14 protein-coding genes and 1 riboswitch are annotated in these 12,608 nt (G+C 41.7%); of the genes, 8 read left to right on the forward strand and 6 right to left on the reverse strand.

What is annotated here, in order from left to right; translation table 11 throughout:
* Window positions 1-20 precede the first annotated feature (20 nt).
* Window positions 21-455 carry a hypothetical protein gene (locus tag ACM0OT_RS08390; protein WP_414563909.1) on the reverse strand — a complete coding sequence of 145 codons (435 nt, stop codon included), beginning with the start codon at window positions 453-455 and terminating at the stop codon, window positions 21-23.
* Between the two features lie 101 nt (window positions 456-556).
* Here ACM0OT_RS08390 and pyrE point away from each other — a divergent pair, with 101 nt between their 5' ends.
* Window positions 557-1,177: an orotate phosphoribosyltransferase gene (gene pyrE / locus ACM0OT_RS08395; RefSeq protein ID WP_414563910.1), complete on the forward strand. Its 621-nt coding sequence runs from the start codon at window positions 557-559 to the stop codon at window positions 1,175-1,177.
* Window positions 1,178-1,255: 78 nt separating this feature from the next.
* Complete coding sequence (locus tag ACM0OT_RS08400) at window positions 1,256-2,101, forward strand: Rpn family recombination-promoting nuclease/putative transposase (protein ID WP_414563911.1); 846 nt, start codon at window positions 1,256-1,258, stop codon at window positions 2,099-2,101.
* A gap of 245 nt (window positions 2,102-2,346) precedes the next feature.
* On the opposite strand, the gene ACM0OT_RS08405 is transcribed toward ACM0OT_RS08400, so the two are convergent.
* Window positions 2,347-2,514, reverse strand: a complete 168-nt coding sequence (locus tag ACM0OT_RS08405; protein WP_414563912.1) for a PCP reductase family protein — start codon at window positions 2,512-2,514, stop codon at window positions 2,347-2,349.
* A gap of 119 nt (window positions 2,515-2,633) precedes the next feature.
* Window positions 2,634-4,007, reverse strand: a complete 1,374-nt coding sequence (thiC, locus tag ACM0OT_RS08410) for a phosphomethylpyrimidine synthase (protein ID WP_414563913.1) — start codon at window positions 4,005-4,007, stop codon at window positions 2,634-2,636.
* A 6-nt stretch (window positions 4,008-4,013) separates the two neighbouring features.
* Window positions 4,014-4,110: riboswitch (TPP riboswitch) on the reverse strand.
* A gap of 146 nt (window positions 4,111-4,256) precedes the next feature.
* Between thiC and ACM0OT_RS08415 the strand changes: the two genes are divergently transcribed.
* Window positions 4,257-4,559, forward strand: a complete 303-nt coding sequence (locus ACM0OT_RS08415; RefSeq protein ID WP_414563914.1) for a hypothetical protein — start codon at window positions 4,257-4,259, stop codon at window positions 4,557-4,559.
* Window positions 4,547-4,783 carry a hypothetical protein gene (locus tag ACM0OT_RS08420; RefSeq protein WP_414563915.1) on the forward strand — a complete coding sequence of 79 codons (237 nt, stop codon included), beginning with the start codon at window positions 4,547-4,549 and terminating at the stop codon, window positions 4,781-4,783. The genes ACM0OT_RS08415 and ACM0OT_RS08420 overlap by 13 nt, the downstream gene beginning before the upstream one ends.
* On the opposite strand, the gene ACM0OT_RS08425 is transcribed toward ACM0OT_RS08420, so the two are convergent.
* Entirely contained in the window at window positions 4,780-4,944 is a 165-nt protein-coding gene (locus tag ACM0OT_RS08425) for a hypothetical protein (RefSeq protein WP_414563916.1), read from the reverse strand. The genes ACM0OT_RS08420 and ACM0OT_RS08425 overlap by 4 nt on opposite strands.
* A gap of 65 nt (window positions 4,945-5,009) precedes the next feature.
* Between ACM0OT_RS08425 and ACM0OT_RS08430 the strand changes: the two genes are divergently transcribed.
* The 4 genes from ACM0OT_RS08430 to ACM0OT_RS08445 all read left to right on the forward strand — a co-directional run bounded on the left by ACM0OT_RS08430 (window position 5,010) and on the right by ACM0OT_RS08445 (window position 11,081).
* The gene (locus ACM0OT_RS08430; RefSeq protein ID WP_414563917.1) at window positions 5,010-5,627 is read left to right on the forward strand and encodes an rRNA large subunit pseudouridine synthase E; all 618 of its coding nucleotides are present in this window, start codon (window positions 5,010-5,012) and stop codon (window positions 5,625-5,627) included.
* A 261-nt stretch (window positions 5,628-5,888) separates the two neighbouring features.
* Entirely contained in the window at window positions 5,889-7,322 is a 1,434-nt protein-coding gene (locus ACM0OT_RS08435; protein ID WP_414563918.1) for an ATP-binding protein, read from the forward strand.
* Window positions 7,323-7,575: 253 nt separating this feature from the next.
* Complete coding sequence (locus ACM0OT_RS08440; protein WP_414563919.1) at window positions 7,576-9,687, forward strand: serine/threonine phosphatase; 2,112 nt, start codon at window positions 7,576-7,578, stop codon at window positions 9,685-9,687.
* 116 nt (window positions 9,688-9,803) lie between these two features.
* A complete protein-coding gene (locus tag ACM0OT_RS08445) occupies window positions 9,804-11,081 on the forward strand; it encodes a protein kinase domain-containing protein (RefSeq protein WP_414563920.1) in 1,278 nt (425 codons plus the stop codon).
* A gap of 66 nt (window positions 11,082-11,147) precedes the next feature.
* On the opposite strand, the gene ACM0OT_RS08450 is transcribed toward ACM0OT_RS08445, so the two are convergent.
* Window positions 11,148-11,366 (reverse strand): DUF4327 family protein, encoded by a 219-nt coding sequence (locus ACM0OT_RS08450; protein ID WP_414563921.1) that lies wholly within the window; start codon window positions 11,364-11,366, stop codon window positions 11,148-11,150.
* Between the two features lie 604 nt (window positions 11,367-11,970).
* Window positions 11,971-12,423, reverse strand: a complete 453-nt coding sequence (gene dtd / locus ACM0OT_RS08455; RefSeq protein WP_414563922.1) for a D-aminoacyl-tRNA deacylase — start codon at window positions 12,421-12,423, stop codon at window positions 11,971-11,973.
* Window positions 12,424-12,608: the final 185 nt, after the last annotated feature.

The raw sequence follows: 12,608 nt of genomic DNA on the forward strand, positions 1-12,608 counted from the left end.
CCCAACACCCAGCACCTTTTTTATCGTTGTGACATATTTTCAAATCTGAACTCAGTCCCAACTCTTAGTTGATTAGCATTCAAGCGGGGAGACATCAGTAAAGATGTACCATAAGGATTAGGTAAATCTGGAGTACGAAGATAAGGGTCATTGCTTACCTGCTGTTGCAGGACATCACGATAAAGCGTGTTAACCAACTCAGCATCGCGGGCAATTTCATTTTCTGGAAAGGAATTACGGAAACCAGAACCAGAACCTAGTATTGCGTCTAGTTGACGCTTAGGGGTAGTATTTTCGTAGAAGTTGCGATCGTGTCTAAAAAAAGCTCGCTCAAAGACATCGTTTGTGGTTTCATAATTGGGTGTTTCTGTTTCAGCAACTACAACAGAAGGAAAAGCCACAGTAGCAGCTAACAATACTAATAAACTACCAAAGCTTGGAAATTTTATACCCATCTTCTGTACTCCTCAGTTTTTAGGCAAATCTTCATTTATGCTTAAATTCAGAACTCTCATAAGTTCAACCTTTGGTGTAACATAAGTTTGCATGTTTTGTAATGACGTATACTACTGAAACCTTTACCCAATCAGATATTTGTGCAGCTACTACTGATTTAGAAACCCTGCGCCACAAGCTCCTAAACTTATTTTGTCAACTCGCTTATCAAGAAGGTGATTTTGTTCTATCTTCTGGTCAAAGTAGTTCTTACTACATCAATGGTAAGCAGGTAACTCTTCATCCCCAAGGCGCTTTAGCCATTGGGCGCATTATTTTATCCCTGTTACCTACAGATACCCAAGCTGTTGCTGGTTTAACATTGGGTGCTGATCCTATTGTGTCAGCGGTAAGTGTAGTTTCTGCGTATGAAAATCGCCCCATACCAGCACTAATTATTCGTAAAGAAGCCAAAGGACATGGAACCAAGGCTTATATTGAAGGGCCAAATTTGCCGATAGGTGCAAAAGTCATCGTTTTGGAAGATGTCGTCACTACCGGACAATCTGCCATGAAAGCTGTTGAGCGGCTAAGAGATGCAGGTTATACAGTTGATACAGTAATTTCACTAGTAGACAGACTACAAGGTGGCTCTGAATTTTATCAGTCAGTAGGGTTAAACTTTCAGGCGGTGTTCACAATTAAGGATATTCAGGAACGGTATCGAGAATTAAGCAATTAATTGGGGAATTAGGGTCGCGCGGCGACTCTCCCAACAGAGTTTTTAATCTTTACCACTTGTAGGCGCATCTACAACCCCATGACAAAATCCGCAGATGTCAGCACAAAACGTTTGATTAGCCTTGCACCTGATAATTGGGTACAATGGGTAACGCAAATTCCCGATATTACAGCACAGGAAATACTCAACTCAGAATTTCAATGGATAAGTCGAGAAAGTGATGTTTTAATTCGTGCTAAAAGTCCCCAGCATGGAAATTTTCTCGTTCTCAATGAATTACAACTGCGTCCCACACTGGATATGCCCCGGAGAATGCGTGCTTATGCCGCACTTGCAGAAGAAAAATATAAGTTGCTGACGTATCCTGTATTAATCAACATTCTCAAAACTACAAATGCAGAAATATCTACCACTTATGAATCAAATATTGCTGGTTTACGGGCAATTCAAGATTATCGTGTGATTAATTTGTGGGAAGTTGATGTAAATATTGCTTTTGAACAACCTTTACCATCTTTGCTGCCGTTTGTGCCAATTCTCAAAGGTGGTGAAAATGAGTCTACAATTCGTGAAGCTCTACAAATACTCCGGGCTGATGAACAATTAAACCAACTGGAGACGGTTTTAGCATTTTTTGCTACTTTTGTATTAGATAGCGCCTTAGTTCAGGAAATCATGAGGTGGGATATGGCTGTATTACGCGAATCGCCTTGGTATAAAGAAATTGAGCAGCGTGGAGTAGAACAAGGACGAAGGGAAGAGCTATTTTTGAGTATTGAGATGCTATTAGAGATGAAGTTTGGCAACGAAGGTTTAGAATTGATGCCTACAATATCTCAAGTGAATGATTTGGAGCGATTAAAATCATTTCAACAGGCAATTAAAACTGCTAATACAGTTGAAGATTTGCGAGATATTTTGTAATGCGATCACATTCTCTCATATTTTCATCCACATTGAGAAAATCGTTTGTAATGTCTTCTAGTGTGGTTAGGAAGGAAAGGAGAGAGGTTCAATAATTAATCGGTTTCCTTCTTTTCGTAACAAAACTTCGGTATTAGGTAAAGCAAATTAATGGGGAATAGTTAGGACTTAATTTATTTGATGCTGTATTCATTGCTCAATAGTTTGACATCATGAAGATTTAGGTGGATATGTTAATTTAAATCTTAATTAAATTGTTGTTTAACCTGTTCATAAATTTCAAGAATGATTAGAGATATACTATTCTCTTCAGCATAGGGTTCAATTTTTTTGCGGGCAAAAGGACGGACAAAAAAAGGGATTTCCTTGAGTTTAGCCTCAGCTTCAGCAGTCCATTCAATTGATTCACTCATTGATTTTTAGGGATTAATTTTGATATAAAAATTTGAATTAATGTAAAGTTACCCTCAACACTAATATCGTTACCAGGTTAACCCCAGTAACGATATTTAACGAGAGAGAACTATCTTACTTAACCTTGTGCTACAGGTTCTTTTGCTAAGAACTTCTCAAGTTCTGTCAATGCTTCAGCATCAACTTTGGTTTGCATGGGGCAGAACTTCGGCCCACACATGGAACAAAATTCAGCAGTTTTATAAATGTCTGCTGGCAAAGTTTCGTCGTGATATTCCTTAGCTCTTTCGGGGTCTAAAGATAATTCAAACTGACGGTTCCAATCAAAGTTATAACGGGCTGCTGATAGTTCATCATCTCTGTCTCTAGCACCTGGGCGATGTCTAGCAATATCCGCTGCGTGAGCCGCTATTTTATAAGCAATCAAACCATTGCGGACATCTTCAGCATCGGGTAAGCCTAAATGTTCTTTCGGTGTCACATAACACAGCATTGCTGTACCGTACCACCCAGCCATTGCAGCTCCAATTGCGGAGGTAATGTGGTCATATCCAGGCGCAATATCTGTCACCAATGGCCCCAATACATAGAAAGGTGCTTCAGAACACTCTTCCATTTGCTTACGGACATTGAACTCAATTTGATCCATTGGTACGTGTCCAGGCCCTTCTACCATTACTTGGATGTCATCTTCCCAAGCTCTGCGGGTTAGCTGTCCAAGGGTTTTGAGTTCTGCTAATTGTGCAGCATCTGAAGCATCATGAGTACAGCCAGGACGCAAGGAATCACCCAAACTGAAGGAGACATCGTATCTTTTGAAAATCTCAATGATGTCGTTGAAATGGGTATACAGGGGGTTTTGTTTGTGGTGATGTAGCATCCACCGCGCCAGAATCCCGCCACCACGGGAAACAATACCTGTAATGCGATCTCTTACTAAAGGTAAATGTTCAATTAAAATCCCGGCGTGGATGGTTTGATAATCTACACCTTGTTGGGCGTGTTTTTCGATAATGTGCAGAAAATCATCGGCGGTGAGATTTTCAATTGTGCCGTGGACACTTTCTAAAGCTTGGTAAACTGGTACCGTGCCAATGGGAATAGGTGAAGCATTAATAATAGCGGTGCGAATTTGATCTAAGTTACCGCCACCTGTGGACAAGTCCATGAGGGTATCAGCACCGTATTTCACAGCTAGGTTTAACTTATCTACTTCTTCTTGCAGATTAGAAGAATTGGGAGAAGCCCCGATATTTGCATTAACTTTACATCTGGACGCGATGCCGATCGCCATCGGTTCTAGATTGGTGTGATTAATGTTTGCAGGAATAATCATCCGTCCCCGCGCCACTTCATCACGAATGAGATCAGCAGGAAGATTTTCCCGCTTGGCGACATAGTGCATTTCTTCAGTAATAACACCCTGACGCGCGTAGTGCATTTGAGTAACATTACTCTGTCCACGACGCTTGGCAACCCATTCTGTCCGCATATTAAATTCCTCGATAAACAGCTTCCCTCCGCTGGTATTAGCCAGACTCAGGTGTTAAGGGTCTGATCTCAGCCTGTATTTTCAGGCACCCCTAGCATGAATGTAAATTGTACCACCTTGGTTATGAATGCGGAGAAGGTGTTTACAATTTATGAGATGAGCCACTCTACGAACTTCTAGTTCGTGGATTCAGGCAAAGATTACGCCAAAAGCAACGCTTGAAGCAATAGCAGCATTTACCGCATCTTCATGAAGTTTGAAATTTTTACGCCTCTCGGATTTACGGTTAGATCATCCGAAGAGTATTGGCAACGCTTGATCATCAAGCATCCTGATATTGAGGAGTTAGAGGAGCTAGTTCGATTAGCTCTAGCCACGCTGGACGAAGTTCGACGCAGTAGTCGAGATGCAGAAGTATTATTGTTTTATCGGGTACGAGGAGAAGAACGTTGGGTTGTTGCGGTTGCACGGCGCTTAAATGGAAATGGATTCCTCATCACAGCTTACCAAACTGATGCGATTAAGGAGGGAGAAACAGTATGGCTCAAATAAAGGTGTTTTACGAGCCGGAGACAGAACTATTAAGCATATTTTGGCAAATTCCAAGAAAAAATCAAATTATTACTGAGCTGGGAGATGGTGTGATCTTGATAAAAGATGGGACAAGTGGTGAGCCAATTGGGTTAGAGGTTTTGTCCTACCGCCCTGGGGACGACCGTTTTGATACTGTGAGTGTTGAGTTAGGGCAAATAAGTTCCATGCAACCAGCCAGCTAATAACCCGATTGGAGAGGATTGATTGGTTGGGCTGCAAAAGCTGCTAGCAACCGCACAATTTCACCGTTGGGCGGAAAATCATCGAGACAACCGAATACAATAGCGTGCGAGTGGCTGTCATGGTAAGGCAACTGGTTGGGTGATAGACCGAGCAGAAACACACCAACAACAGCAGAAAACCTTGAACTCTCACCGATATACTCCTTATATTTAGTTTTTCCTGTCAATGTATAAGTCCTATAAATATATTATTTTTTATAAACCCTATGGAGTCCTCAGCCAATTTACACAGGAAAGTCCCAAACACGTTACCTTAAAGGACTATATTCAAGTTCCTGATGTTTATCCTGTAGGGCGTTTGGACTGGGATAGCGAAGGTTTATTACTATTAACAAATGATGGACAGTTACAGCATCGTCTGGCTCATCCTCAGTTTGGACATCAACGTACTTACTGGGTGCAGGTAGAGCGCATTCCTGATGTAGATGCTATAAACAAGTTACAAACAGGTGTGGATATTCAAAATTACCGCACTCAACCAGCCCAAGTTAGGCTGTTGTTAGAAGCACCGCATTTACCAGAACGTCATCCGCCAATTAGATTTCGCAAAAATGTCCCAACAGCTTGGTTGGAAATGACGTTGACTGAGGGAAAAAACCGCCAAGTGCGACGAATGACTGCGGCTGTGGGGTTTCCGACATTGCGACTAGTCAGGGTGAGTATTGCCAATCTCAATTTAGATGGTCTACAGCTAGGTCAGTGGCGCGACCTCACCTCAACGGAAGTGCAATTTTTGCATAATTTGTCTAAAAACTACAGAAGAGTTTCTAAGACGAAGGGATAAAAAGACTTATTAGCTAGCTAAATGTGTAATTTATTACACAGCAAGATGATGAAAATATCTCTCCCCAGTACCTACTCCTTACTCCCTGCTCCATATTTACCAGATAAAGAAATTGGATGTAAAGCTATGTAATCCGGAGCTAAGGAGACTATTTAATTTTTTATTTGCTAAATTTAGCCTAAAATCGTCTAAAACAACTATAATGTTCTTTTTTTATGACTTCCTAGTTAACATCAGTCCTTGGGTACAAGTTTAAGTTTTATGAGCCTGAATCAGCGATTACGCGGAGCGCAGCGCCAGAGGCGATCGCTCTGGCATCAAACTCACCAACCAAAAGATATATCGCCGACAACGCCTGTGTACTTGGAACTGGAGCCGGAACGAGTCTCCGATTTAGAACTTGGCACAGCAGAAACGCTGCGTCGTACCCAAGCAGAACTTCAGTGGTATCGCCAGCTTTATGAGCAAACTCCTGCTGTATATTTCAGTTTGGATGCAACTGGCATCATTTTGTCTGTAAACCAGTTTGGCGCAACTTGTCTGGGTTATACCCCGGAACAATTAATTCACAGATCTGTATTTGACTTGTTTGAGGAGTCAGATCAACAACAGCTATCTAATGTCTTCATGAGGGCATTAACAACTACGCCTCAAAGCCAAACTGCTAGCGGGGAATTTCGTTTAAACTGCCCTGCTAGTAAAGTAGTTTGGGTAAAAGTGATGATGCGGTTGTTACCCAGTGGAGATAAAAACTGTGTTTCACCCGTTAATCAAGGGTTAGTGGCTATAAACGAACGAATTTATACAGCACAGTCGCCGCAAAAAAATTCGTTCATTTTGATGGTGTGTGAAGATATTACTGCTTATAAGCAAGCAGAAGTAAAGGTACAAGAATTAGCAGCATTAGCCGTCAAACAAAGTCAAACCGTGGTGCAGACACATTTAGCGGAAATGGCAGGACTTAATCGCCTCAAAGAAGAATTTCTTAACACTGTTTCTCACGAACTACTCACGCCATTGGCTAACATGAAAATGGCGATTCAAATGCTGGGAATTACCTTGCATAGAGAGCAAAATTTTTTGTCGGCAATGGCCAAGCCACAAGCAGAACGCTCAAAAGCATTTCGCTATTTTGAAATTTTAGATAACGAGTGTGAACGAGAAATCAACTTAATCAATAATTTTCTAGATTTGCAACGCTTGGATACCAACGCCAAGCCTTGGGTATTAGAAACAATTCAGGTGCAACAATGGCTGTGGCGAGTTGTAGAATTATTTAAATCGCGTCATCATCATGCTTGTAAGCAAGACTTGCACCTTAACATAGCTCCTAACTTACCCCCATTAGCGTGTGATCCATTTAGTCTAGAACGCATCTTTGTAGAACTACTGACTAATGCTTGTAAATTTAGTCCACCAGATGCCAAAATTACTGTTTCTGCCCGATTGATACCTGATAATATCCAATTCCAAGTGATAAATTCCGGTGTAGAAATTCCTCACTCTGAATTACCACGGATTTTTGACAAGTTTTATCGTATTCCTAGCAATGAGCCGTGGAAGCAGGGTGGTACAGGGTTAGGATTGGCACTAGTACAAAAACTGATTAAGCACTTAGGAGGAACAATAGAGGTGGAAAGTGGGTCTAACATTACCTGTTTTACTATTCAATTAGGTCTGAAGAATCAGGGATGAGGGAAATGAGCAAAAAGAATTGTAGAACAGCCCAAAGTCTTGCCCTATGACTGTTCTGTGCCCTATTCCCTAACCGAATATGAAGAATTGGCTACCAATATATGAAATATTTAGCTAAGATGCGTCACAATTAATACGGCCACCAAGATTCACTGGTAAAACCACAATTTTTTGTACGTCTACTGTAGTTGTGGCACTTTGGATATTTTAGTGGCTAGAAGCACCTTGGAACGGGAATTAAGGAACTTCCACTATGCTGATTTGCCCTCAGTGTACATTTGAAAACCCTCACACTAACAAATTTTGCCAAAACTGTGGTGCGTCCCTGACCCACAAGGTATGTCCTGAATGCAGTGCCGAAGTACCTGTAAATGCACAACTTTGTCAAAACTGTGGTGCAGAATGCGGAACGGTTTGGCAGGCAATTATTATCGGGATTGAAACTGGGGAACTTGAGGAACCCCTTGGTGAGCAGGTACAACTGGAACTAGTGAATCAAAATGAGCTTGGGGATTTTTCCCATAAGCAACCGATACTAGTCGAAGAGGTGCCGGAGGTATCACCTGAAGGAGAGATTAGCGAAGAAAGAGAAGATACGACTGTCGGACAAGTGGGACAAGTAGAGCCAGAAATTTCACCTTCTTCCTCTATTTACCTATCACAACTCACGACAGGCTCATTTTTAGACCCAGAGCAGCGTTATCAATTATTAGAACCGCTATCTGCCGCAGAAAGCAACTTTGCTCCCAATGAAGTATGCGTGAGAGTGTTAGATTGTCAACCGTATCAAATATCACCTGTTGAGGCAGTACTTGCTCATCAGCAACAGGGGTTGGTAATGCCGTCAGTGGAAGCTAATGGAATTTCTCAACTTGCTAAAGCTTATATTGCCTTACAATCCCCAAGTGATTCAGCAATACCACCAATTCACGATGCTTGGCAGCAAAATAATACACAGATTCTACTAATCGAAGATCGCTCAAATTGGCAATATTTAATCGAATTGTGGCAGGAGGACTCAACAAGCTCGTTACAAATTTTACACTGGTTTTACCAGATGACTCAACTCTGGTCTGTTTTGGAACCAGTAAATTGTTGTCAAAGTTTGTTGGATTTATCGAATCTCCGGTTGGATGAAGACCAGACTCTAGCGCTACAACGTTTGTATGTGGAACCACTGAATGGTCAATCCGCGATCGCATTATCTACAGATGAAGATATCGAAACACTGACGATTCCGGCGCCACCGTTAACTATTCAAGCTTTGGGACAAGTGTGGCAAGCACTATTTCGACAGTCGCAACGGACTCAATTTGGTGCTGTGGTGCAAATTTTAGAAGATTTGGAACTCAATAAAATTCAGACAGTTGAGCAGTTGCGATCGCGTTTAGAAGAAATTGCCGCTGAACTAGAAACACCCATAACCCCAGGTGTTGCCCCAATTAAAGAAAAGGGCACCACTGCACCCACCATTTTGCAACTAGAAGAGCCAGCAGATTTTGCTACTAGATCTGATGACTTACCAACATTTGTGCTGTCCATGCAACTAAGCAGCTTAGAAGATGCGGGACGCACTGATGTAGGGCGTCAACGTAATCATAATGAAGACTGCTTTGGTATTAATACCAAAATCGACAAGCTAGAATTACCCAAAAGCCGAGTTTTACACGCCTGTGGTTTGTATATTCTTTGCGATGGGATGGGTGGCCATGCGGGCGGTGAAATAGCTAGTGAGTTGGCAGTGAAAACTCTACGCCAATATTTTGATGAATGCTGGATTACTAATCAAATACCCACAGAAGATAACATCCGTGAGGCAGTGTATTTAGCTAATCAAGCAATTTATGAAATCAATCAACAAGAAGCCCGTTCTGGTATCAAGCGCATGGGTACTACCTTAGTCATGCTCTTAATTCACGATACTCAAGCTGCCGTTGCTCATGTGGGAGATAGTCGTCTTTACCGCTTGACACGCAAGCGGGGACTGGAACAAATTACCGTAGATCACGAAGTAGGTCAAAGAGAAATTTCTAGAGGAGTGGAAGCAAACATAGCTTATGCTCGTCCTGATGCTTACCAACTAACTCAAGCATTGGGGCCGCGTGATCAAAACTCTATCAATCCTGATATCCAGTTTTTTGAGATTACTGAAGATAGCCTCTTCGTTCTGGTATCAGATGGTTTATCAGATAATGATTTACTAGAAATTCATGGGCAAACTCATCTCATACCCTTTCTAAGTTCTGGTACTCACTTAGAACAGGGCGTTACAGAACTAATTGATTTAGCTAATCAACATAATGGCCATGACAATATTACTGCTATACTTATTCGGGCAAAAGTGCGCCCAAATATGCAAAGTTGAGGAATTGGAGACTGGGGATGAGGTACTAGTGAAATTTTTATTTAACCTCTACTTCTAGCCTCGAGTCTCTAACCTAAGCGCCTCTAATTTCTTTTTTAGCTTATGCAGGTTGTATTGTGGTTATTCTGACTTTGTTGGAACCGCAACAAAAAACGCCACTCAAACAGTGGTGCTTTGAGGACTCTTCCGTGATTCGCATTGGACGGGCCTCAGATAATCATGTTGTTTTATCTGATAGTTTGGTTTCGCGGTATCATCTAGAGCTAAGACAAGTAACTTCTGCCAAAAATGTTGGCTCTTGGCAGGTAATTAGTCAAGGCACAAATGGCACTTTTTTGAATGGTGTTCTGGTAATTCAAAGTTCATTGCCAGATAATTCCCTACTGCAATTGGCACAGGGCGGGCCACTATTACAATTTCAAGTTCAACAGATACCAGATACTTGGCTGCGATCGCCAGAAAATGGCGAAGTGAATGAAAATAATCCTGTACAAGTGTCGTCGGCTAGCATTTCTGCAAGTTTATCTTACACTTGCAAGCATGAAGGCAACTCGCCGAATAATCTATTTTGTATTCACTGCGGTCAACCTCTGTCGGTTCAACACCAAATTCGTCAATATCAGGTGTTGCGAACTTTAGGACAGGGAGGTATGGGAACTACTTATCTTGCTTGGGATGCAGTAGGTTCAATCACCGGCAAACCTCAATTGTTGGTGTTAAAGCAAATGAATGCTGATATGGCTAAAATTGCCAAGGCCCAAGAATTATTTGAACGGGAAGCATATGCTCTCAAATCTTTGAACCATTCTGGTATTCCCCAGTATTATGACTTTTTTGTAGTTGGTGGTAAAAAATACTTAGCAATGGAATTGATTCATGGGCAAGATTTGGAAAAAAGAGTTTATGCTACTGGCCCAGTCACACCCCGCCAAGCGATCGCTTGGATGATTCAAACTTGCGATATCTTAGACTATCTCCATAGCCAAGACCCACCATTAATACACCGCGATATTAAACCCGCTAACTTGATGGTAAGGAATGCTGATAATCATATAGTTGTGCTAGATTTTGGCGCTGTTAAGGAGATTGGTACAACACCAGGTACTCGCATTGGTGCAGAGGGTTACTGCGCTCCGGAACAAGAACGGGGACAACCTCTGACTCAATCCGATTTGTATGCCATTGGGCCAACGTTGATTTTCCTCCTCACAGGCGAAAATCCTTTTAAATTTTATCGTCACCGAGGATTAAATTCTCGATTTGATTTGACCAATATGCCTACAATTACTCCCAAGTTAAGAGAGATTATCGAACGCGTTACGGAGCAATTGCCACGCGATCGCTATCAAAGCGCCAAGGAACTGGCTGTAGCATTGGCCAATTGTCAAGGATAGAAAGTGGGGATTAATGAGTAGGGAGTGGTAATTATGGAAAAAGACTTACTCCCGATACTCTATTGCCTACTCTTCGTCCCAAGCTTCTACTGCTAGTAATTCGCCAATTGGGTCTTGCATACTAAACCCAAAATCTAGCAGTTCCTGTTTCCAGTGCTGCCATTCATTACCATAGAGCAATGCAATTTTCCAAATGCTATCAGTTGGCTTGATAATATTGGATTCTACTAGTGATTGCACGTTACGTTGCAATTTCACCATTGGGTGAATCACTTGCTGAGTCATAGCCTCAATTCAATTCAGATTTTGTTTGGTAAATGCTTAATCAAAACTGCTTTCCGTTTGGCAATTTTCTTCGATGCGTAGAGTATTGTGATTGGCAAAGCTAGTCTTAACATTCTAACTATAACATAACAAACTCTACTAATTTGTGGGAAAATTCGGTTTGGTACGGTAATTACCACCACAAAACAAAAATCCCTCCAAGCATCTATAAGTTAATGCTAAACGAAAAAGTTAGTCGTCCGGAAAATTATATGGAAATCACGAGTGGGGACAACTTGTAAAATTTTATGGGGTTGATCGCCACCAGAATCTGTGCAGTTGTTAAAAAACCATAGAACCTGGGATTTTTTAAAGGTTTTTGCACAACGGTCAAGAAAATTCACGGCGCATATTTAAACGTTATTTAGAATATCGCAAACATCGAGGGTTGATCAAATTTCTTGCAAATCTTTATACAGATTTAATTTTCTGCGAGAAGTTAATTCTCTGCCTCTACTACGCGTAACTTCTGACTACAGCCATACGAGGGCTTTATGGGAGGGGAAAGGATGTGCAACATGAACTGAGAATCTGCTCCCACAGCATCAATTTGACGATCAGAATTTCACATAGCGTCCTTTTCTAGCAATAAAGTAACTGGGCCATCATTCTCGATAGCAACTTGCATCATGGCACCAAATTGGCCGGTAGCGACCTGCAAACCACTGCTTCGTAATTTGTTCACAAAGCGTTCATACAAATCTGCGGCTACTTGGGGATTAGCCGATTGGTCAAAAGAGGGACGACGACCTTTGCGACAATCGCCGTAAAGGGTAAATTGACTAACTACCAGTAATTCACCGCCAATTTCTTGCACTGATTTTTGCCACCTTTCATCACCTTCAGGGTCAGGGAATAATCGCAAATCTAAACATTTCCATACCATCCAGTCAATTTCAGCACTAGTATCTGTGCTAGCAATCCCCACAAGCAAATTTAGCCCCCGGCCAATTTTGCCAACAATTTCGCCGTTAACGGTGACTTGAGATGATTTAACTCGCTGGATAATAACGCGCATTGATATTTATCTACTAGCGTGACACGACTAAAATGGTGTGATCGATATAACTCTTGTAGTGCGGGCATCTTGCCTGAACCTGACGGGCGAGACGCCATCCTACAAGATAAATTTAATTAATGCAAAATTTTAGGCGTGTCACTCCACTACTACGCTATTGAGTTACTACTATGCACTTCTGGCTT

The organism is Anabaena sp. CCY 9613 (assembly GCF_963920895.1).
Lineage (GTDB): Bacteria > Cyanobacteriota > Cyanobacteriia > Cyanobacteriales > Nostocaceae > Cyanocohniella.